We start from the raw sequence: 22,102 nt of genomic DNA, 5'->3' as shown, positions 1-22,102 counted from the left end.
TAAGCACATTTCAGGACGGGACAGATACTAAAAACAAAAAGGGTGAGCCATAAGCTCACCCTTTTTTCATCGTACTTTCGTTATTGAGCCAATCAGTGTTTCACGTGAAACGCTGCTCCATCAAAACAAACGCTGAGGTTGACCAAAGTAATACCCTTGCAGGTAATCGACGCCCATGTCTTCAGCAATACGACACACCTGTTCATTATGTACGAACTCCGCCACCGTCTTAGCATTCAGAATCTGACATAAGCTCACCAGCTGTTGGGCTATTTTGCGTTGCTTTTTATCCTTATCGATATTGCGAATTAAACTGCCATCAAGCTTTATCACTTGTGGTTCCAGTTTCAAGATCTCATCAATGTTCGAATAGCCTGAACCAAAGTCATCGACAATAATATTTACACCAAGATCGCGGAAGTGATTACACACCTCGATCAAGCGACCGTAATCCTGAATTTGTTCCGTTTCTAACACCTCCAAGCCAATACGCTGTGGGTGACTGATTTTCTTGATCGCTTGCTCAAGGTGAAGAATGGTTTTCTCATTGCTGAAATCTTGTGGCGCCAAATTAATTGAGAACGAATCGGTTCGCTGACTCATAAAATCGAAGGTGCGCGTTATCATCTGACGACTGAGGCGTGTATAGAGATGGGTTCCTTCAATGATTGGCAAGAACTTACCCGGTGCAATCAGCTGACCGTCCTCTTCAATTCGAACCAAACACTCTAAGCTCTCTACCTGATGACTGTGTGCTGAGACAATCGGTTGAGAACACGCCACAATATTCTGATTAAGCACGGCGCGACTCACGCACGACAGCCAACCAAGTTGCTCTTGGCGATGCTTCTCCAATTGAATGAGTGCCTTGGCGCTCACCAGGTGCTTGTTCTGGCTGACTGCGCTGCGCCTCGCATCAATCGCCTTCAACAATAAGTCATCAATAGAGGTAGTCGGGAAATCTCGACGGCTGGCAATACCCGCACAGATAGACACCGACAAGTAATCAATATCAGGTAAACCGGTAGGCTCAAAATTCACATGCTCGGTTTGATCAGCAAATTCCGAGAATCGCTGATGAATATGTTCTTGGCTCGCCCAGCTATCAAACACCACCGCCCACTCACCGATACCGATACCGATACTGTAGAGCTGACAACCCTCATCAAAGAACTGCCACAGCGCCTTTTGAAAGTACTCACTCAAATCATGCAGAAGCTTGTCACCCACTCGATAGCCGTACTTCTCATTGATCTGACCAAAAGTCGTGACCTTCAAAGCTAGCAAGTGGCTATCACTGCTCATCTTTGACAGCTTCTCACGCAACACACTTCGATTGGGTAAGTCAGTACGGTGATCAATTCGGTAGCTTGCCGTCAATGCAGTGGCTTGCTGCTGAATCTTACTCGCCATACTGTTATTCATGTCATCGACATCAAGCAGTGCATTTCGAATCAATGAAAACAGAGGGGATATATTGGTCGCGGGTTGTGTCTCTAATGACAATACCGCCTTACCTTCGCCTTCTCTAAGCGCAAGGTAAGTGAGGCTATGGTGCAAGATTCGCTGTTGGCTATTCTCTTGATAAAGTTCTCCCATGCAGTAAACGCCATAGCTGTCGGCCAACTTTTGGAAAACCTCAACCTCTTGGTTGCCATCAATAAAGTCGATACGAGAGGTACAGTTATAAATGAAGAACTGTTCTGGTCTATGAGAGGCGATCTGTTGAACGCCCAGTCGTATCTGCTCTAGGGTCAATGATGGATGGTCATAACAAAACCGGACCTCATCGCCCACTTGGAACAGGCCGCTGAATTCTATCTCTCCACTTTCCGTTACCTTGAGCGGTAAGTGAATGTTTTGTTCTTTCGGGTCACCGACCATCAAGGGAAAATTATGCAGTTGCTCAAAAGGCACTTCGAGGCCATCAGCGAGGTAACGATTGTAGAGTTCACGAACAGGCATCCCATCCAACTCCAACAACCGGTTCTCTTGAGCACCGGTCACTCGAAAAGTTCGACCAATCGGATTCCATTCAGTGTAGTAACCCTTAGCGATGGAGAGCTCAACACTGTGCAGCGCCAACATCACATAGGCATTTTCATAGCAAATGCCATCTAACATCACCCAGCGTCCATTATCTGTGATGGTCGATGCTCCACCACAAATCGGTAATGAATACCTCGACTGCTCAAACGCTGAAAATAGATCTCGGTTATTTATCTGCAAGCGGTCTGCGAAACAGATGATGCTTTGAGTATTATCATTGCATTCAAGCTGCTGCCACATAGCGTGGCTATCGACCAATGGTTGTTCGCTATATTCGACCACACCACAAGAGTAAGACGTCGCGTCAAAGCGGGTAACAATCAGATAAAGACCTTGGTGCAGGATGACACCCTGGCTGATGTAGTGGTTAGCACTGCAACCAATCAGTTTGGCATTGGGAAAAGTCGATTGAATCACTTGGCAGGCAGCCAAAACAGAACCTTTCTCGAAAGACGAAAACACCTGAATCAGTAGGCTTTCATGTTGATGAAAATCTATCTTTTCCAATTCACGTTGGGTTTGCTCAATGTCTTGTATCAGGAGAGAAGTCGACTGCATATTCACATTAATCGTTACGTTAATGATTTGTTATTGTGCTTATTATAGATAAGGCTTGCACGGAATACTTACGATCGTGTTATGAATAATGTGACCTTAGTTAGACATCACTCATTCCGCCAAAAAGCAATCATTAATGGAGGCGCAGTACTTTTATAGCCAGTAGTTAAACAATGTGGGAAGCTTTAACTTCTAAAACAGTCGCTTAGGCTCACCGAAGTAGTAACCCTGCAGATAATCAACACCCATTTGCTCTGCTATCTCACAAACTTGTTGGTTATGGACAAATTCAGCGACCGTTTTGGCATTGAACACTTGGCACAAACGAACCAATTGAGAAGCGATATTTCTTTGTTTTTGGTCTTTGTCGATATTACGAATCAAGCTACCGTCGAGCTTAATGATCTGCGGCTCAAGCTTAATGATTTCATCGATGTTGGAGTAACCAGAGCCAAAGTCATCAACAATAATTCTCGCTCCGAGTGCGCGGAAGTGATCACACACCTCAATCATGCGGCCATAATCTTTTATCTGTTCTGACTCGAGAACCTCTAAACCAAGTCGAGTAGGATCGTTCATGCCACTGATCGCAGTCTCGAGTACCTCAAGTGTCTTGTCGCTCAACAAATCTTGTGGGGATAGATTGATAGAAAACGAACTCTGTTTATCCGCCATGTAGCCGATCGTGCTTTTAATCATGTGTCGACTAAGACGCGTGTATAGGTGCGTATCAGCAATGATCGGTAAGAACTTTCCTGGTGGCACAATGGTACCGTCCGACTCCATGATTCTGACCAAACACTCTTGGCCAATCATTTCGTGCGTACCCGATGCGACAATCGGCTGTGAGTAGGTGATGATGTTCTGATCTAGAATCGCACGACTGACACAGCTCAACCAACCGAGTTGCTCTTTGCGGTCCTCTTCGCTCACCTGAATATCTTTGGCATTGGTGATGTGGGTATTGTTACGTACTCCATAGCGTCGAGCTTCGATCGCTTTCAATAAGATCTGGTCACCGCTATCGGTTAAGAAGTCACAACGACTAGCAAAGCCGCCACACAGAGAAACTGACAGGTAATCAATATCAGCCAAACCATACGGCTCAAAATTTATGTGTTCGATGTCATCGGCGAACTCAACGAACCCTTCTTTTATTTTCGTACTACCAACACTGGCATTAAAAATAATCGCCCACTCTCCGACCCCAATACTGAATAGCTCGACCTTCACGCGAGGCTCTTTCACGACACGAAGCTGCAATCGCTCGATAAAGTGATTAGACAGATCAAGCAGTAGCTGATCACCCACTTGATAGCCGTATTTTTCGTTAACTTGATGGAAATTCGTGAGCTTTAACGTGAGTAAGTGTTCACTAAATAGAATCGTATTGAGGCGCTCCTTTAATACGATACGGTTCGGCAAGCCAGTACGCGAGTCAATGCGATAGCTCTCGGTTAAGCGACGCGCTTGTTGATGGAGTTTCTTTTCCATCTGAGTATTCATACTGTCGAGATCTGCGACTGCATTTCTGACAAGGTTAAGCAATGGCGACACGGTGGAGCCACACTGAAAGTCTTCGCAATGAAACTCTTTAATCTCGTCAGACTCGCGCATAGCGATATAAGTCAGGCTGTGGTGCAGTATTTCTTGGCGGTCTTCATTACGGTATAGCTCCCCCATGCAGTAGGCACCACATGTATTCACTATCCCTTCAAATGGCTTGAGCTCAAGTTTGCTGTCGATAAATTCAAGTCGAGATACACAGTTATAGATGATCACCGATTCAGGCTGATGCATGGCTAGCATCTCGGCACCGTGGCGCACCTTTTCTGCAGTCAACGAGGGGTGGTTATAACAAAACTGCGCCTCTTCACCGACATGCCAAGGGCTATCAAACTCGATACTGCCATCATCATTAATACGTAGCGGTGTCGAGATCCCCTTCTTTCTACCAAGTTCTCGATAAAGCGGAAAGCTCATCAGCTGGCTAAAAGGAAGGTCTTTGCCATCCGCAAGGTAATGTTTGAATACTTCGATAGCCGGCTTGTCGTTCAACGCGTATAAGCGATTTCCAACTCCATGTGTGACTCGTAGCTTCATCCCAATCGGGTTCCACTCAGAGTACGCGTCCGACCAAACCTTCAATCTTGGGTTAGTCAGAGCCACCGCAACACAGGCGTGCTGGTAGGTCTGCTCGTTATACATAACCCAACGGCCAAATTCATTCTCATGGCACAGTCCACCAGCAATCGGCAAGGTGTAAGGCAAATTTTCAAAAGCGCTATAGATAGGATAATCACGCCCTTCAACTTGATCGCACAAGCTGATGACCGTTTTGGTATCTTCTGTCAGGCGCAGTTGCAAAGCTAAGTCTTGGCTATCTTGATTTGGATTGCCCGTAAAAGGCTGGACCGCAGAGGTTAGATGGGTTTGGTTGAACTCACTGATGATGACTAAGGTGCATGCACTTTCAAGGCAATTATCACAGATAACATGACGAGCACTCTGACCAATTAGCGTGGCATTGTTTAAACGATTGAGGGCAACACTCGCGATTTGACGAGCTAGATCTGAAGATTGAGCTGAGAAAATTTGAATAAGGTACTGTTTGCTGTCACACCATTCTCGCTGATCAAATTGAGCTCTAAATAACGCCTCAGTATTTGCGAGAAATGTAAATGTTTGCATGCCAACCCTTGTTCAAAATCGAGTGAAGTAACAACCCGTAACCACTGCTATGATTGAAATGAATCGATAAAAAGTAGTCGCCTATAATAGCCTAATCAGGCTTTTATAGGCGACCAATGTAACAATTCACTATCATAAATGCGACACAATAAGCTTGCTGAGCCATTAAATTAGTCGCATAAGATCGCTAAGTTGGTCTATTTCAACATCAGGAAGCACGCTTGCCTTCGGGGAGTGGTATAAATTGGAACCAGTGTCATTAAACCAACACGCTTGGAAGCCATTTTGCTTGGCTCCATAGACATCCGTTTTGAGGTGATCGCCAACATGAAGAATATTCGCAGCGTCGCAATCTAGGTGTTGCTGAGTTTTTTCAAACATATCTGGGTAGGGTTTTGCTCTGCCATCAGGGCCGGCTTTAAGGATTAATTGAAAATACTGCCCTAAGCCAATTTTGTGTGGGTCGACATTGCCATTGGTAATCGCAACCAGAGGAATACGTTGGCTAAGCTCAGTCATCACTCGATGCGTTTCTTGAGGGACATCGACTTGATTACGCAACCACAAGGCATGCTCAATGCCCTTTCGAGCCGCTTGTTCTGCTTGCTGCAGAGAGTAACCCAATCGCAGTAAACCACTCTTAATCTGAGTTTCACGCCACACGGTGACATCATGTTTCAAAGCTGGGTTTTCAGATGCGACTTGCTGCTTAATGCCCTGCCACTCTTCGAGCGATAAAGAAGCCGACACTGGGTGCTTTTGATACAGCCACTGTGCCATCTCTTTCTCAACCTTCATGATCACAGGCCAGTTGTCATACAGGGTGTCATCCAAGTCAAAGGTCATGGCTTTGATGGGCTTTAACCCTCGATAAATTCGCATAGTAAACCCTTTAATCTAATCTTTATTCTTCTTACGAGCTCTCGGGTGAGCCTGATCATAAGCTTGTGCTAAGTGTTGGAAATCTAAGTGGGTATACACTTGGGTCGTCGAAATGTTTTCATGCCCAAGCAACTCTTGCACAGCACGAAGGTTTTGACTCGACTCCAGCACATGCGTTGCGAAGGAGTGACGCAGTTTATGCGGGCTGATGTGGCTTGCGACAGATTGCTTCTTGCCCCACTCTTCCATGCGCTTTTGCACGCTGCGGTGAGAGATACGAGTCCCAAGCTTAGAGACAAACAGCGCGCTTTCACCCGGTGAAGCCAATTCACCGCGCACTTTGAGCCATTTATCGACCCACTCTTTTGCTAAACCAGAAAAAGGCGCTTTGCGTTCTTTGTCGCCTTTACCAATCACTCGGATTTCGCCTTGTCGACCCAACACATCTTTCAGATTGATACCGACCAGTTCTGCCAGTCGTAATCCAGCACCATACATCACCTCCATCATCGCTCGGTCACGAATCGACAATGGATCGTCCTCATTCACATCAAGCAATTGACCCACTTCATCAACATCGAGGTTTTTAGGCAAAGGGCGTTGTTTGCGAGGTGCAGAGACACCTTTGGCTGGATTGGCGGTCATTTCGCCACGCAACACAAGGAAATCAAAGAAGCTGCGCAGTGAAGATAAGCGCGTTGCAATGCTGCTCGCCTTCATTCCCTCACGCATGCCTTTACTAGCAAGTTGTCTTACCCACGCCGCATCGACTTGACCCCAATCCTTTAGCCCGAGCGTGACTAAATGACCAGCCATGGTTTCAAGTTGTTGTTTGTAATTACGTTGGGTGTGTAGGCTGAGTCCCTTCTCGCTTCTGAGATATTCATAGAAGCGAGAAAGTGGCTTTTGAAGGCTGTTAGGAAGAGGTATTTTGGGCTCTAGGCTCATTATTTATCTGCCAAGGTAAGGTGTCCGCCAAATGAGCGACAACAAGTGCTAAATGGCGTAAAAAGAGCGTATCCATATGGGGTTGGAAATGTCCGCCATCTTCACTAGAAAAGGCGAGTAAACCCAATGGAGACTGCTTAGCAAGCGGTAGTACTACATAAGAGCCTAGCTCTGGAACTGGATAATCACCAAACAAATCGTGTCTGTCGGCTTTTCTCAAGCGTCCAAGATAAGCATCTTTGCCATTGAAATGGTTAAGCGAAAACTTAGAGTAACCCTCAGCACTCAACTGATAAAAGCCAGATTGCGAAAGAATACGAACATGAGCCTTAAGCCCAAGATCTAACGCTTTTTGTTCAACGGCTTTTATCACCTGCATGAAGTCACTGCATTTCAGCACTTGCGCTTGCAGATCCATAAACTCATAGAAGGTTTTATCGTTATTTGCCGCCAACGACATCAAGCCAGTGATCTCTTCTTCAAGCTCTTCGATTCGATGACGCTGGCGTTTAAGTTGAACCTCAACCAGAGAAACAGCGCCCTGCTCAACGTTATTGATAGCAAGGCGATCAACCAAATCTTTTCGGTCTTGGAAAAAATCTGGGTTATCACGTAAATATTCCGCGACCACTTCTGCGGTGAGTGCGTCGGCTTCAACGTAAGACAAAACCTATCCTTTATTTTTATGAATCTATTTGTTTTGGGTCGTTATTAGCAAGAAAGTTGACCATCAAACACATGCGTTGCAGGGCCTGTCATAAACAGAGGTTTACCCGGGCCTTGCCAGCTAATGTGTAAGTCACCGCCAGGTAGACGAACCTTCACATTCTCAGCCAGTAAGCCTTGAGTGATGCCAACGGCAACTGCGCCACACGCTCCGCTGCCACATGCCTGAGTTTCACCCGCGCCGCGCTCGTAAACACGCAAGCGAACTTCTTCACGGTTAACGACCTGCATAAAGCCAGCATTAACACGCTCTGGAAAACGTTCGTGTGATTCAAGTAGCGGGCCTAAGGTGTCCACATCAGCCGTGTCGACGTCATCAACCACAGTCACCACATGTGGGTTACCCATGCTTACCGCACCACAGAACAAGGTGTGTACATCCGTTCTTAGGATATACGTCTTCTCTGGCTGCTTGGCCTTGAATGGAATCTTGCCGGGTTCGAACTCAGGAATGCCCATGTTCACCGTGATTAGATCATTCTCTTCAATCTTGAGAACCATTTTACCTTTCTTGGTACTCACGTTGATGCTGTACTTATTCGTTAAGCCTTTCATGCGAACGAATCGTGCAAAACAACGCGCACCATTGCCACACTGCTCCACTTCACTGCCATCCGCATTGAATATGCGGTAATGGAAATCAGTTTCTGGATCATAGGGAGCCTCAACCACAAGTAGCTGATCAAAGCCCACGCCAGTGTGACGATCCGCCAAACGACGGATCAAATCTGGAGAAAAGAAAATATTTTGAGTAATGCAGTCCACGACCATGAAATCATTGCCCAAACCATGCATTTTAGAAAAGTGGAAGTGCATAACGCTTAAAATTACTCCGGAAGAATGTTTTCAAGTTCCCACAGACTCGTAAGCTCTTCACGCTGACGAACCAAATGAGTTTTATCGCCATCCACCATCACTTCAGCCGCACGCGAACGAGTGTTGTAGTTAGATGACATAGCGAAGCCATAAGCACCCGCTGAACGAACTGCTAGCAGATCACCTTCTTCAAGCACAAGGTCACGATCTTTACCTAGGAAATCGCCTGTCTCACAAATTGGGCCGACCAAATCGTAAGTCACGGCTTCACCCTGACGAGGGCTCACAGGAACAATATCCTGCCAAGCTTGGTAGAGTGCTGGGCGCATTAGGTCGTTCATTGCTGCATCAATGATGGCAAAGTTCTTGTGCTCAGTTGGCTTGAGGAACTCGACTTTCGTTAATAATACACCAGCGTTAGCAGCAATCGCTCTTCCAGGCTCAAAAATAAGCTCTAGATCAGAATGATTGTCTAGGCGAGCCAATAAGGCTTTCGCGTAGTCAGAAGGCTGTGGTGGTAATTCATCACGATAAACCACACCCAAACCGCCACCGACATCAAGGTGTTTGATGTTGATACCGTTAGCACGTAACTGGTCGATCAGCGCAAGCAGGCGATCGGTTGCATCGATGAAAGGTTCGATATCCGTTAGTTGAGAACCAATGTGGCAATCAATACCATGGATAGACAAGTTATCGAGTGTTTTTGCAAACTCATAAACGGCAGGAGCACGGTCGAAAGCAATACCAAACTTGTTATCACGCAGACCAGTAGAGATATAAGGGTGAGTGTTGGCATCAACATCTGGGTTGATACGCAGTGAAATCGGCGCTTTAACACCAAGCTCACCAGCTACTTTATTAAGTCGCTCTAGTTCTGGCTCAGACTCTACGTTGAAACACTTAATGTTCAACTCAAGCGCACGCTTCATTTCAGCGGCTGTTTTACCGACACCAGAGAATACAACTTTTGCTGGATCGCCACCGGCAGCAATCACACGCTCTAGTTCACCGCCAGAAACGATGTCGAAGCCAGAGCCCAAACGAGCCAAAGTATTCAACACGCCAAGGTTTGAGTTAGCTTTAACGGCATAGCACACCAAGTGCGGATGCTCACCAACCGATGAATCAAACGCATTCCAGTGGCGTTCTAATGTTGCACGAGAATATACATACAGCGGTGTACCATATTGCTCTGCTAGTTGTGAAAGTGCGACGTCCTCAGCCCAAAGCTGGCCATCTTCCTGATAGTTGAAGTAATCCAAAGTTCTTATCCCTTATAAATAACGATTTCTGCGTGTTTTCACTTATTGTGATTGTTCGGTTTGCTGAACTTCATCAGGATCGTACAAAGGACCCGTTTGACCACAACCAGAAAGTCCAATAACGGACATCATAAATAGAGCAGTAATTAATTTTTTCATTTTGCATATCGTGATTATTAACTCAATGCCCCCTATAATCGCACCACACTCAGGAAAAGCAATAGGATAGAAAGGATGAACGAGACTGAATTTCATCAGCTGGTCGATATACAGATGCAAAACATCGAAGAAGCTATCGATGAATCAGAGGCAGATATTGATTACGAAGTGACTGGTAACGTGATGACGCTGGAGTTTGAGAACCGCAGCCAAATCATCATTAACCGCCAAGAACCAATGAAAGAAATCTGGTTAGCGTCTAAATCTGGTGGCTTTCACTTCAAGCTAGTTGACGACAAGTGGACATGTTCAAAGACGGGCATGGAGCTGTTTGAGATGGTTAAAGAAGAATGCGTGAAGCACGCAGGTGAAGAGATCGATTGGGTCTAATCATTTGTAAGCAAAACTAAAAAGGAGTGAATCAATCACTCCTTTTTTAATATCAATCAGGCTTAGTAAGACTAGATGTTGACTATCTTTGAGCTCCGAGAAGCTAAAATTGCATCGTTACGATAAGGCACAACGTAAGAATTGCCTTCTTCAGGATGAACGATTTGGTAGTACTGAGGTAGGTTAAAGTTAATCAACTTAGACGACATCTTCGACTCATCTTTTACCGATGTGTAGAAAGAATTCACGCTCGCGATCATCTCATCTTTTTCACCGCTGTACTGGTGGTAGACCTCAACTTGGTTCGACTCGTCCAATACATAAATATTGAAGCCTTTGTCGGTATCTTCGAAAAAGAACTGAATCAAGCCCTCACTCGCAAAACCATCCACCACTTCTGGTAGCTGATACTCTTGCTCTTTATCGAGCATCAGTAAAGGTGAGCCTTTGAGCTTATTGGTTGAGATGCTACGGTAGAAATCGACCGAGTTTTCCAACATCTGTACCGACACACCACGACGTTCGAAGAACAGACCAAACATCTTATTAGCTAAACGAATAGCCTTAAAGCGGCGGCGCTTCTCGGGTTCAATCGGTTTCAATCGTAAATCGATACACTCAGCAAGCAGTTGATACACCATGTTACGCATCACACCACGCAGGTTTTTGCTGTAACAGAACACATCAACCGACTCTGGTGGCAGCGCATCTTGGTGCATTTTGCCAAGTACCGTCTTCAGCGCATCCAGCATTGCCGTATCACCTTGGAAATGCAGCGTACGTACTTCATGCCAAGAGTTACGATAAACTAAGTCGACACTGCCGACTAAGCTCTTACCTTCTTCACCAAAGCTGAAGATATCGGCGTTCTTGAGGTCCACTTTTAATGCACGACCACTTAATTCAGACGTCGGGTCATTTTCAAAGTTGATGAACATCGCTAGCTGGCTTATCTCACACGGGCTCGCCAGTGCTTGCATACTTGGGCGACGCTTACGCAAAGAAAACGTATTACGCAGGTCGCTCACCATTTGATAGAACTTATCGATATCAATGTGAGCATCACGAACCACAGAGTGCAAACGCGTCGATTCTGTAATCAAGCCATTAAAGAATGACCAAGCAACCAACTTACTCAAGTACTCATGGTGTTCAAGAGAAGGCTGGCCAAGAATGCGGTGTGCAACCAGTGGCTGCTTATACAAATACCACCCCGCTTTATTCGACTGACCCTGACGAACTTCGATGAAGCTCAAATCTGGTTCATGCAGATCCGGAGAGATTTGTGGGTTCAGCAGTGTCACTTTACCTGGCAATACCTCAAACGCAGCGTAAAGCTTACGTGCCAAGATGCTGATATCTTGTGGGCTGATTGCCGAAGTGATGTCGTTACGACGCGCAAATTGAATCAGATTACGGTAGCTCAGCATCAAGGCATCAAGCAGTGCATGGTGCACCACTTTAACCTGCTCAACCTTCCAGTTACGGCGGTTATCGAGCTCAGCAATGGTTTCATGTCCCCAATTCCAAGACTTAGTCATCTCAGTCAAGGCTTCACGACGCCACGCAACAGAACCAATGCCCGCATCTCGTGACAACTTCTCGTGGGTCTTAAGATAAAAACAGCGTCTTACCAAGTCCAATCGAGTGTGGTCGTTAATGCGTTCTAGATAGCGCGTTACCTTTTCAAGCATCAGATAGTAGCTATCCATGCCATACAGATCCGGTTCATCCGCAAAGAAGCGGCGCTTGGTATCAATACTCAGCAGTTGGGTGTTTGGGTATTCCCACGAATAGGCCTCTAACAGGATCGCCTTCAAAACCGATTTATACGGTGAGTCGATACTCTTATAGAGCTGCCAAAGGTTTGAACCAAAGTACTCTTCAGCGGGAATACGATTCAGCTTGCCGAAATCGATCCACTGCGAGCAATCAAGATAACCATCCTGACACAAGCCTTGAACATACTCGTCGTAACACTCTTCCATTTCTGGCGGAATGATTTGCCACAACAAACGCTGACCAGCTAAACGAACCGCAGAGCGATAGAACTCATCAAGCAGTAATAAATGCTGTGAAGAACCACAGTTATCGCCTGTCATCTCTTCTGAATGGTTCGAACGGAAACGCTCTTCATCCATCAAGAAGAAGTTCGCTTCAACCCCTAAGGTTTCAGCCCAATCAGTAATCAAGAGACACTTGTTGGTTAGGCTATCGCGAGATGCGCCATCCATATCCGGGGAAACACACACCCAGATATCAAGATCACTTGAAGTGCTTTGACCAATAGAAGAAGTACTACCCATGGTGTACAAGCCAAGGATTGCAGGTTCATCAGCTTCGGTGAGTTTGCCACCCAGCGTTAATTCGGTATCAGAGGCAAATTGCTTTTGGAATTCATTAAGCGTGAAGCTACGAATTCCAAAAGGAACTTGTTGGTCATAATAACCAGGCATCATCGGGTGATTGAAGTGAAGCAGTGCGGGAATAAGGTTGAATACTCGCTGGCCTTGCACATTCATCAACGCCAACGCACGATCAATGCGCTGCTGATTTAGATTGTCTAATCGTTGAATCAAAGTTTGAGTGTAAGCCTGCAAGGTAAGTCCTTGGTTTGAGGTTAAGTGCAGTTCTGTTTAGTTACTGAACGAAAGGAGCAACAAAACGTGATCAATTTAACACTTTTACCCTTAATGGTAAAGCAAAGGAACCCGTCATACTGGTCAATTCCTTGATGACAGAAAGTTAAACTCACGGCGCCGTAGTGTCCTCTTTATTGACTATTTCTAATAATAGCCCATGTTTCAAATGAGATACCAATCACACTATTTTGGTGAACTCATGAAAATCTCTCAGCTATCAAAGTATGGAATGATCAAACAGTAAGAATTCTCGCCTCATAATGGTAGGATTAGGCTATTACAGAACCTATATCGGAAACACCATGACAAATTCAGCACCAATCCGTATCGCGACCAGAAAAAGCCCTCTTGCCCTTTGGCAGGCATACTTTGTAAGGGATGCACTGCAAGCTGCTCACCCTGGTTTAGAGGTTGAGTTGGTAACTATGGTGACCAAAGGTGACATCATCCTAGACACTCCGCTTGCTAAAGTGGGTGGTAAAGGACTGTTCGTTAAAGAACTTGAAGTAGCAATGCTAGAAGGTCGTGCTGACCTAGCCGTTCACTCAATGAAAGATGTACCTGTCGACTTCCCTGAAGGTCTAGGTCTGGTAACAATTTGTGAGCGCGAAGATCCGCGTGACGCTTTCGTATCAAACACTTACAACAACATCGACGAACTCCCACAAGGTGCTGTCGTGGGTACGTGCAGTCTGCGTCGCCAATGCCAACTGTTAGAATACCGCCCTGACCTCATCATCAAAGAGCTGCGCGGCAACGTTGGTACTCGTCTAGGTAAACTCGATGATGGTCAATACGATGCGATCGTACTGGCTGCTGCAGGTCTTAAACGTCTAGAGCTAGAAGAGCGTATTCGTAGCTTCATCAAACCAGAGCAGTCTCTCCCTGCTGTTGGCCAAGGCGCTGTTGGTATTGAGTGTCGCCTTGATGACGAGCGTCTGATTAAACTCCTTGAACCACTGAATCATAAAGACACGGCTGATCGTGTACTGTGCGAACGTGCAATGAACCTTACCCTAGAAGGTGGCTGTCAGGTTCCTATCGGCAGCTACTCATTATTAGATGGCGAAAACATCTGGCTACGTGCATTAGTTGGTGAACCGGACGGTTCTAAAATGGTTCGTGGTGAGATCTCTGGCCCTCGCAAAGATGCAGAAGCACTTGGCGTGACTCTGGCAAATCAATTGCTGGATGATGGTGCGAGAGAAATCTTAACCAAGCTCTACGCTGACCAAGAATAATCATGACAGTGTTGGTGACTCGTCCCGGTTCAGAGGGACAATCGCTTTGCCAACAACTAGCGGATGAAGGGGTTCAAGCAATCCATCATCCGCTGATTCGTATCGTGGATAATCCCAACTCTGCGGATTTAAGCACCCAGCTTAATAACAGCGATATCATTATTGCAGTCAGTCACCACGCCGTGGCGGCTGCCCAAAACATCCTTTCGAAAACCTCATCCACTTGGCCTACTTCGCCGCTTTATCTTGGCGTTGGTCAAAAAACTGCGCACGTTTTAAGCAAAGTCTGTAAACAAAAAGTAAACTATCCTCAAGTTAGTGATAGTGAACATCTTCTTAAACTTACTGAACTTAATGGCGTAGAAAATAAGTCCATTTTGATACTACGTGGCAATGGTGGGCGTGAGCTCATTAGAGATTCTCTACTCAATCGAGGTGCACAAGTCTCTTATTGTGAGACCTACCGTAGAGAATATATTCCTATTAGCGACCACAATACCTATCAAACATGGATAAACAAAAAAACGTCCAAAGTTGTCATCACTAGTCAGGAACAATTGGAGTATCTCTGCTCAATTACCCCTGATGAGTATTTGGCTTGGCTTTCAACAAGACATCTATTTGTCCCAAGCCAGCGCATTGTAGAACGAGCACAACAACTCGGCTTCTCGAATGTGACCAATACTCACAGTGCTACGAACCAAATATTACTGGCTGCTCTCCGGCCCTAGCTAGAAACAGGAAATAAGCATGACAAGCAAAAAAAATAATGAGCATATTGAACCTGAAAAGAAACAAGATACTCAGCCAGTAGTTGTTGAAAACGAAAAAGCTGACTCTACAGAGACAAAACAACCTGAACAGAAGCTTGATGCCTCTGCTTCAAATACCGCTAAAAATGAGCAGCCTCAAGCTGAGCATAAAGAGCAAATAGAGAAAGCAGAAAAGCAAGGTAAGCGCGGTGTCAAACTAGGCGCTATTGCGATCGCGATTTCAATTATCTTCAGTGGCGGTATCGCATTTCAAATGCAGCAAAAGAGCTCTGAATACTCGGCTCAAATCGCTGCTCTTCAAGCGCAACTGCAAAATACCCAATCTGCAGTAAATAAAGACCTACAAACCATCAAGCAAGAGACTATCCAAGAAGCGTCACACGCGGTGGAGAAAACTCAAGTCGTACAGTCTCAACAGCAGAAGAGCATTCAAAGCCTGCAGTTAGCAGTGGCTGACGTGAAAGGGCGCCGCCCGAATGACTGGTTACTTGCCGAAGCCGATTACCTTGTGAAACTAGCAGGACGTAAACTGTTCCTAGAGCATGATGCCGTTAGTGCAACCAAGTTAATGGAAAGTGCCGATCAACGTATCGCAGCACTGAATGACCCGAGCTTAGTATCACTGCGTCAATCAATGACCAATGACATTACCAAGCTTCGCACTATTCCTCTAATCGACCGTGACGGCTTAGTTCTGCGAATCACAAGCCTGCAACAGCAAGTCGATACACTGCCGCTTGCCAATGCGATTCTTCCGGAAGCTGCGGTTGTTGAGAAAAAAGCGGTATCGCAAGATATTAATGATTGGCAGAACAACCTGATGACGTCGATGAAAGACTTCTCAGAAAACTTCATTACCTTCCGTAGTCGTGATGGCGAAGTTATCCCTCTACTATCACCAGAACAGCACTTCTACCTGCGTGAAAACATCAAAGGTAAATTAGAAACCGCGATTCGCGCCGTCTACAAAGAACAAGGTGAACTCTATAGCGCAGCTCTTAATACCGCGAGCGAATGGTCGAAAGCGTATCTAAACCAGGATAACAACTCAGTGATTGAATTTGAGAAAGCGATTAAACAGCTAAGTGAACAGAATATCTCTGTGAAATACCCTGTAAAGCTTGAGTCTCAAAATGAGTTGTCAGATGTAATACGTGAGCGCCTACGTCGTGAAGTCACCGTTATGACCACGGAGGAAAAATAATGATTCGTTGGATTTTTCTTTTTCTCGTTCTAGGTGCTGGGTTAATTGTTGGAACTCAGTTCTCTGGTCAACAAGGCTACGTTCTGATCTCAATTGCGAATAAGACCATTGAGATGAGCGTAACTACACTGGTTATCTTTGTCATTGCTCTTCTAGCGGCTCTATTCGGCTTAGAGTACCTATTTAAAAAGCTTATGTACGCAAGCTCGACAACTTGGAACTGGTTCAGTGTTCGTAAGCTGAAACGCTCTCGTCGTTATACCAATGAAGGCATTATCAAGCTACTTGAAGGTGACTGGAAAGGCGCTGAGAAGAAAGTAACTCGTTGGGCTAACCATCACGACATGCCTCTACTTTGTTATTTAGTCGCTTCTCAAGCGGCACACGAACAAGGTAATACAAGTGAGCGTGATAAGTACATCGAGCTTGCTAGCCAACAGGACGACTCTCTACTGGCGGTAGAGCTAACTAAAGCTAAACAGCAAATCAGCGAGTCAAACTACGAAGCTGCATTCGATACACTTTCTACCCTAAAAGGCACATACCCTAATAACACTGCTGTGCTTGGCCTGTTAAAAGCCACTTACTTGCAACTGAAGTTATGGCAGCCTTTGCTAGAGTTAACGCCTAAATTAGTTAAGAACAAGCTTCTAACAGCTGATGAACAACGTGAATTAGAACAGAAAGCACAATGTGGATTACTTCATGATGTAGCTCAACAACAAGGTAGCGAAGGTTTAATCAGCCATTGGAACAAGCTTTCAAGAAAGCAGAAACAAAGCTCTCACCTTGTTTCCTGCTTTGTGAAGCAACTGATCGCTCGTAAAGCTGACTCAGAAGCCTTCACAGTGATCAAAGAGAACATTGCAAAGAATGGTTCAAATGAGCTCTACATGTTGCTTCCAGAGCTGAACTTAGCCGATCACCACCCAGTAGTGGTCATGCTAGAGCGTGCTATCAGTAAAGACAGTGGTAATGCCGAAGCACACAGCGCGCTGGCTCAGTTCTACCTAAGAGAGCAGAAGTGGGCGGAAGCGCAAAGCCACTTTGAGAAAGCCCTAGCACTTCGATCAAATATTTCAGATTACGGATACCTATCTGACGCACTAGAGAAGCAAAACTTAACGAAAGCAGCTCACGAGGTTTCTCGTAAAGCGCTCGCTCTAGTTCAGCCCGCTTAATTCAAAGCGACTCAAACGAAGCCGATGTCTAGCATCGGCTTTTTTGTATCTGCTATTTACCCCTAGATAACTTCTACAATAGCTATAAACCAAGCTAAAAACTCTTACCAGCCCAATACCAACTAACCATGAAATTGCTCAACTGAGCTTCTCAAACACACGAAGAACGACTTTAATTGTGTCTGTACGTAGTTTTACCATTCTTATAAACAACCCCAGAGAAGAGACTCAGGAAGATCCATAGAGAAAAGTGACATCTAGAAGCTCAAGAGTAAATGGAGATCACCTTGAGAGAAGACGTTGAAAGATATTTACCCGCCGACAGATAGCCACTTTAAATCACACTGAATTAGCTATTAATATTCCAACTATAAACGCTAAAACAGGGAAGCTCCTCGTAGCTGCTCTGTTAGTCACTTCTTTGAAGTAGAAGGGAACAAGTGTTTTCAAACCAACAAAATCTTATTACTAAAAACGAGGCATCTTTATCAGCCGGGTCAAATTAGTAGGAAGTAAACCTCTCTGAGACGCTCTGGAAAAGTTAATCATCGAATCAATAGCCACAAATATAAACTTACGTAATCAAGCGCTGTTAGAGAGAGCAGAGCTTGATAATAAATGTCGGAATATCAGAGTTCGAGATCAACGAACGGAGAACGCTTCTACAAAACTCGAAGACGAATACTAAACACATACGCCGTAAACGACGAAAGCCTAGTCGTCAGACTAGGCTTTCTAATGGAATAGCGTGAAGTGCAGGGGTTCAGTGTCTTTACAGCACCCATATAACCTGTAAGCAAAACACTTTTCTTCAAATGTAAAAAAGCCCTGCTATTTCTAGCAGGGCTTTTCTAATAAGTGGCGGAGTGGACGGGACTCGAACCCGCGACCCCCGGCGTGACAGGCCGGTATTCTAACCAACTGAACTACCACTCCGCAGTGGAATACTTGTCGTCGCTGACAAGTGTTCAAATTTAAAGCCTGGCGATGTCCTACTCTCACATGGGGAAGCCCCACACTACCATCGGCGCTATTGTGTTTCACTTCTGAGTTCGGCATGGAATCAGGTGGGTCCACAATGCTATGGTCGCCAAGCAAATTTTAAAATTCGGAAAACTGTATTTAAAAGTTATTTCTCTTCAAACTCATTCAAGGTCTGTCTTTGAGTCCACAAAACCCCTTGGGTGTTGTATGGTTAAGCCTCACGGGCAATTAGTACAGGTTAGCTCAATGCCTCGCAGCACTTACACACCCTGCCTATCAACGTCGTAGTCTACGACAACCCTTTAGGACACTTATAGTGCCAGGGAAAACTCATCTCAAGGCTCGCTTCCCGCTTAGATGCTTTCAGCGGTTATCGATTCCGAACTTAGCTACCGGGCAATGCCATTGGCATGACAACCCGAACACCAGAGGTTCGTCCACTCCGGTCCTCTCGTACTAGGAGCAGCCCTTTCAATTTTCCAACGCCCACGGCAGATAGGGACCGAACTGTCTCACGACGTTCTAAACCCAGCTCGCGTACCACTTTAAATGGCGAACAGCCATACCCTTGGGACCGACTTCAGCCCCAGGATGTGATGAGCCGACATCGAGGTGCCAAACACCGCCGTCGATATGAACTCTTGGGCGGTATCAGCCTGTTATCCCCGGAGTACCTTTTATCCGTTGAGCGATGGCCCTTCCATTCAGAACCACCGGATCACTATGACCTGCTTTCGCACCTGCTCGAATTGTCATTCTCGCAGTCAAGCGGGCTTATGCCATTGCACTAACCACACGATGTCCAACCGTGTTTAGCCCACCTTCGTGCTCCTCCGTTACTCTTTGGGAGGAGACCGCCCCAGTCAAACTACCCACCAGGCACTGTCCGTAATCCCGATTCAGGGACCAACGTTAGAACATCAAAACTACAAGGGTGGTATTTCAAGGACGACTCCACCACATCTAGCGACGCGGTTTCAAAGTCTCCCACCTATCCTACACATGTAGGTTCAATGTTCAGTGCCAAGCTGTAGTAAAGGTTCACGGGGTCTTTCCGTCTAGCCGCGGGTACACTGCATCTTCACAGCGATTTCAATTTCACTGAGTCTCGGGTGGAGACAGCGTGGCCATCATTACGCCATTCGTGCAGGTCGGAACTTACCCGACAAGGAATTTCGCTACCTTAGGACCGTTATAGTTACGGCCGCCGTTTACCGGGGCTTCGATCAAGAGCTTCGTCCGAAGACTAACCCCATCAATTAACCTTCCGGCACCGGGCAGGCGTCACACCGTATACGTCATCTTACGATTTTGCACAGTGCTGTGTTTTTAATAAACAGTTGCAGCCACCTGGTATCTGCGACTCTCGTCTGCTCCATCCGCAAGGGACTTCACTGATAAGAGCGTACCTTCTCCCGAAGTTACGGTACCATTTTGCCTAGTTCCTTCACCCGAGTTCTCTCAAGCGCCTTGGTATTCTCTACCCGACCACCTGTGTCGGTTTGGGGTACGATTCCTTACAATCTGAAGCTTAGAGGCTTTTCCTGGAAGCATGGCATCAATGACTTCACTACCGTAGTAGCTCGACATCGTATCTCAGCGTTAAGAAAGTCCGGATTTACCTAAACTTTCCGCCTACATACTTGAACCTGGACAACCGTCGCCAGGCCCACCTAGCCTTCTCCGTCCCCCCATCGCAATTGTAAGAAGTACGGGAATATTAACCCGTTTCCCATCGACTACGCCTTTCGGCCTCGCCTTAGGAGTCGACTTACCCTGCCCCGATTAACGTTGGACAGGAACCCTTGGTCTTCCGGCGAGGGAGTTTTTCACTCCCTTTATCGTTACTCATGTCAGCATTCGCACTTCTGATACCTCCAGCAGCCCTTACAGACCACCTTCAACGGCTTACAGAACGCTCCCCCTACCCCACATACCCTAAGGTACGTAGCCGCAGCTTCGGTGTATAGCTTAGCCCCGTTACATCTTCCGCGCAGGCCGACTCGACCAGTGAGCTATTACGCTTTCTTTAAATGATGGCTGCTTCTAAGCCAACATCCTGGCTGTCTGAGCCTTCCCACATCGTTTCCCACTTAGCTATACTTTGGGACCTTAGCTGGCGGTCTGGGTTGTTTCCCTCTCCACGACGGACGTTAGCACCCGCCGTGTGTCTCCCGGATAGTACTTACTGGTATTCGGAGTTTGCAAAGGGTTGGTAAGTCGGGATGACCCCCTAGCCTTAACAGTGCTCTACCCCCAGTAGTATTCGTCCGAGGCGCTACCTAAATAGCTTTCGGGGAGAACCAGCTATCTCCAGGTTTGATTGGCCTTTCACCCCTAGCCACAAGTCATCCGCTAATTTTTCAACATTAGTCGGTTCGGTCCTCCAGTTGATGTTACTCAACCTTCAACCTGCCCATGGCTAGATCACCTGGTTTCGGGTCTAATCCTAGCAACTGTACGCCCAGTTAAGACTCGGTTTCCCTACGGCTCCCCTAAACGGTTAACCTTGCTACTAAAATTAAGTCGCTGACCCATTATACAAAAGGTACGCAGTCACACCACGAAGGTGCTCCTACTGCTTGTACGTACACGGTTTCAGGTTCTATTTCACTCCCCTCACAGGGGTTCTTTTCGCCTTTCCCTCACGGTACTGGTTCACTATCGGTCAGTCAGTAGTATTTAGCCTTGGAGGATGGTCCCCCCATATTCAGACAGGATATCACGTGTCCCGCCCTACTCGTTTTCACTGATGATGAGATGTCGATTACGGGCTATCACCCTTTATTGCGGCACTTTCCAGAGCCTTCATCTGTCTCATTAAAAGCTTAAGGGCTAATCCAATTTCGCTCGCCGCTACTTTCGGAATCTCGGTTGATTTCTCTTCCTCGGGGTACTTAGATGTTTCAGTTCCCCCGGTTTGCCTCCTGCTGCTATGTATTCACAACAGGATACTTACTTATGTAAGTGGGTTTCCCCATTCAGGAATCCCAGACTCAAAAGGTTATTACTACCTAATCTGGGCTTATCGCAAGTTATTACGCCTTTCATCGCCTCTGACTGCCAAGGCATCCACCGTGTACGCTTAGTCACTTAACCATACAACCCGAAAGGGTCTTAGCGTATGGCAACTAACCAAGGTTTTTGGTTGTCATCAAGAAGGGTTAATTCCTGATAACTGTTTGCCGGACTCAATTGTGATTCAAACAAGTTTGAATCGAATACAAGACACTTGAATGTGTTTGTTGTGTTTATCTAATGAAAGATAAACATTGAGAACTTTTAAATTTGATTGAATTACTCGTGAGTAATCAATCAGTCAGCTTTCCAAATTGTTAAAGAGCTTGATTCAATAAAATGAACCATTTTTAAAGACTCTCTTAAGAGAATACTTAAAGATGGTGGAGCTATGCGGGATCGAACCGCAGACCTCCTGCGTGCAAGGCAGGCGCTCTCCCAGCTGAGCTATAGCCCCATCTAGGTCGATATTGGTGGGTCTGAGTGGACTTGAACCACCGACCTCCCGCTTATCAGGCGAGCGCTCTAACCAGCTGAGCTACAGACCCAATATCGTCTCTTAACTTTTCTAAACC

General features: G+C 46.0%; 14 protein-coding genes, 3 tRNA genes and 2 rRNA genes. 5 read left to right on the top strand and 14 right to left on the bottom strand.

Annotated elements, in window-relative coordinates:
* Positions 1 to 120: 120 nt before the first annotated feature.
* The 8 genes from OCV19_RS00420 to lptM form a co-directional block, all read right to left on the bottom strand.
* A complete protein-coding gene (locus tag OCV19_RS00420) occupies positions 121 to 2,607 on the bottom strand; it encodes a bifunctional diguanylate cyclase/phosphodiesterase (RefSeq protein ID WP_065675906.1) in 2,487 nt (828 codons plus the stop codon).
* A gap of 192 nt (positions 2,608 to 2,799) precedes the next feature.
* Entirely contained in the window at positions 2,800 to 5,298 is a 2,499-nt protein-coding gene (locus tag OCV19_RS00415; RefSeq protein ID WP_065675905.1) for a bifunctional diguanylate cyclase/phosphodiesterase, read from the bottom strand.
* Positions 5,299 to 5,463: 165 nt separating this feature from the next.
* Entirely contained in the window at positions 5,464 to 6,180 is a 717-nt protein-coding gene (gene yigB, locus OCV19_RS00410; protein WP_065675904.1) for a 5-amino-6-(5-phospho-D-ribitylamino)uracil phosphatase YigB, read from the bottom strand.
* Positions 6,181 to 6,195: 15 nt separating this feature from the next.
* Complete coding sequence (gene xerC, locus OCV19_RS00405; RefSeq protein ID WP_019825207.1) at positions 6,196 to 7,128, bottom strand: tyrosine recombinase XerC; 933 nt, start codon at positions 7,126 to 7,128, stop codon at positions 6,196 to 6,198.
* Positions 7,097 to 7,795 (bottom strand): DUF484 family protein, encoded by a 699-nt coding sequence (locus OCV19_RS00400; protein ID WP_017061014.1) that lies wholly within the window; start codon positions 7,793 to 7,795, stop codon positions 7,097 to 7,099. The genes xerC and OCV19_RS00400 overlap by 32 nt, the downstream gene beginning before the upstream one ends.
* A gap of 44 nt (positions 7,796 to 7,839) precedes the next feature.
* On the bottom strand, positions 7,840 to 8,670 hold the full coding sequence (dapF, locus tag OCV19_RS00395) for a diaminopimelate epimerase (RefSeq protein ID WP_017061013.1): 831 nt from the start codon (positions 8,668 to 8,670) through the stop codon (positions 7,840 to 7,842).
* Between the two features lie 11 nt (positions 8,671 to 8,681).
* On the bottom strand, positions 8,682 to 9,935 hold the full coding sequence (lysA, locus tag OCV19_RS00390) for a diaminopimelate decarboxylase (RefSeq protein WP_065675903.1): 1,254 nt from the start codon (positions 9,933 to 9,935) through the stop codon (positions 8,682 to 8,684).
* Between the two features lie 42 nt (positions 9,936 to 9,977).
* Positions 9,978 to 10,094 (bottom strand): LPS translocon maturation chaperone LptM, encoded by a 117-nt coding sequence (gene lptM / locus OCV19_RS25075; RefSeq protein WP_017068592.1) that lies wholly within the window; start codon positions 10,092 to 10,094, stop codon positions 9,978 to 9,980.
* A gap of 75 nt (positions 10,095 to 10,169) precedes the next feature.
* Here lptM and cyaY point away from each other — a divergent pair, with 75 nt between their 5' ends.
* Complete coding sequence (cyaY, locus tag OCV19_RS00380) at positions 10,170 to 10,484, top strand: iron donor protein CyaY (RefSeq protein WP_048658898.1); 315 nt, start codon at positions 10,170 to 10,172, stop codon at positions 10,482 to 10,484.
* A 71-nt stretch (positions 10,485 to 10,555) separates the two neighbouring features.
* Here cyaY and OCV19_RS00375 read toward each other — a convergent pair whose 3' ends face one another.
* Positions 10,556 to 13,084, bottom strand: a complete 2,529-nt coding sequence (locus OCV19_RS00375; RefSeq protein ID WP_065675902.1) for a class I adenylate cyclase — start codon at positions 13,082 to 13,084, stop codon at positions 10,556 to 10,558.
* 344 nt (positions 13,085 to 13,428) lie between these two features.
* Here OCV19_RS00375 and hemC point away from each other — a divergent pair, with 344 nt between their 5' ends.
* From hemC to OCV19_RS00355, 4 genes are read left to right on the top strand one after another with little or no spacing between them, the layout of a single operon-like run.
* On the top strand, positions 13,429 to 14,367 hold the full coding sequence (gene hemC / locus OCV19_RS00370) for a hydroxymethylbilane synthase (RefSeq protein WP_065675901.1): 939 nt from the start codon (positions 13,429 to 13,431) through the stop codon (positions 14,365 to 14,367).
* Positions 14,368 to 14,369: 2 nt separating this feature from the next.
* Complete coding sequence (locus OCV19_RS00365) at positions 14,370 to 15,098, top strand: uroporphyrinogen-III synthase (RefSeq protein ID WP_065675900.1); 729 nt, start codon at positions 14,370 to 14,372, stop codon at positions 15,096 to 15,098.
* Between the two features lie 19 nt (positions 15,099 to 15,117).
* On the top strand, positions 15,118 to 16,344 hold the full coding sequence (locus OCV19_RS00360; protein WP_065675899.1) for a uroporphyrinogen-III C-methyltransferase: 1,227 nt from the start codon (positions 15,118 to 15,120) through the stop codon (positions 16,342 to 16,344).
* Positions 16,344 to 17,525, top strand: coding sequence for a heme biosynthesis protein HemY (locus OCV19_RS00355; RefSeq protein WP_065675898.1), 1,182 nt, complete (start codon positions 16,344 to 16,346; stop codon positions 17,523 to 17,525). The genes OCV19_RS00360 and OCV19_RS00355 overlap by 1 nt, the downstream gene beginning before the upstream one ends.
* A gap of 859 nt (positions 17,526 to 18,384) precedes the next feature.
* On the opposite strand, the gene OCV19_RS00350 is transcribed toward OCV19_RS00355, so the two are convergent.
* The 5 genes from OCV19_RS00350 to OCV19_RS00330 all read right to left on the bottom strand — a co-directional run bounded on the left by OCV19_RS00350 (position 18,385) and on the right by OCV19_RS00330 (position 22,075).
* Positions 18,385 to 18,461 (bottom strand) — tRNA-Asp (locus tag OCV19_RS00350).
* A 43-nt stretch (positions 18,462 to 18,504) separates the two neighbouring features.
* Positions 18,505 to 18,620 (bottom strand): 5S ribosomal RNA (gene rrf, locus OCV19_RS00345).
* A 96-nt stretch (positions 18,621 to 18,716) separates the two neighbouring features.
* Positions 18,717 to 21,608, bottom strand: a 23S ribosomal RNA gene (locus tag OCV19_RS00340).
* 300 nt (positions 21,609 to 21,908) lie between these two features.
* Positions 21,909 to 21,984 (bottom strand) — tRNA-Ala (locus tag OCV19_RS00335).
* Positions 21,985 to 21,998: 14 nt separating this feature from the next.
* Positions 21,999 to 22,075: transfer RNA gene (locus tag OCV19_RS00330), tRNA-Ile, on the bottom strand.
* Positions 22,076 to 22,102: the final 27 nt, after the last annotated feature.

Source organism: Vibrio celticus (assembly GCF_024347335.1).
Classification (GTDB): Bacteria; Pseudomonadota; Gammaproteobacteria; order Enterobacterales; family Vibrionaceae; genus Vibrio; species Vibrio celticus.
Note: the sequence above shows the minus strand (reverse complement) of the source record. Positions and strands in the feature narration are given on the sequence as shown.

What these genes read in the sequence shown, in the direction of transcription:
- lptM (WP_017068592.1), bottom strand. Translation starts at nt 10,094, where the DNA reads ATGAAAAAATTAATTACTGCTCTATTTATGATGTCCGTTATTGGACTT.
- OCV19_RS00365 (WP_065675900.1), top strand. Translation starts at nt 14,370, where the DNA reads ATGACAGTGTTGGTGACTCGTCCCGGTTCAGAGGGACAATCGCTTTGC.
- OCV19_RS00355 (WP_065675898.1), top strand. Translation starts at nt 16,344, where the DNA reads ATGATTCGTTGGATTTTTCTTTTTCTCGTTCTAGGTGCTGGGTTAATT.
- xerC (WP_019825207.1), bottom strand. Translation starts at nt 7,128, where the DNA reads ATGAGCCTAGAGCCCAAAATACCTCTTCCTAACAGCCTTCAAAAGCCA.
- OCV19_RS00420 (WP_065675906.1), bottom strand. Translation starts at nt 2,607, where the DNA reads ATGCAGTCGACTTCTCTCCTGATACAAGACATTGAGCAAACCCAACGT.
- cyaY (WP_048658898.1), top strand. Translation starts at nt 10,170, where the DNA reads ATGAACGAGACTGAATTTCATCAGCTGGTCGATATACAGATGCAAAAC.
- OCV19_RS00360 (WP_065675899.1), top strand. Translation starts at nt 15,118, where the DNA reads ATGACAAGCAAAAAAAATAATGAGCATATTGAACCTGAAAAGAAACAA.
- hemC (WP_065675901.1), top strand. Translation starts at nt 13,429, where the DNA reads ATGACAAATTCAGCACCAATCCGTATCGCGACCAGAAAAAGCCCTCTT.
- OCV19_RS00415 (WP_065675905.1), bottom strand. Translation starts at nt 5,298, where the DNA reads ATGCAAACATTTACATTTCTCGCAAATACTGAGGCGTTATTTAGAGCT.
- yigB (WP_065675904.1), bottom strand. Translation starts at nt 6,180, where the DNA reads ATGCGAATTTATCGAGGGTTAAAGCCCATCAAAGCCATGACCTTTGAC.
- dapF (WP_017061013.1), bottom strand. Translation starts at nt 8,670, where the DNA reads ATGCACTTCCACTTTTCTAAAATGCATGGTTTGGGCAATGATTTCATG.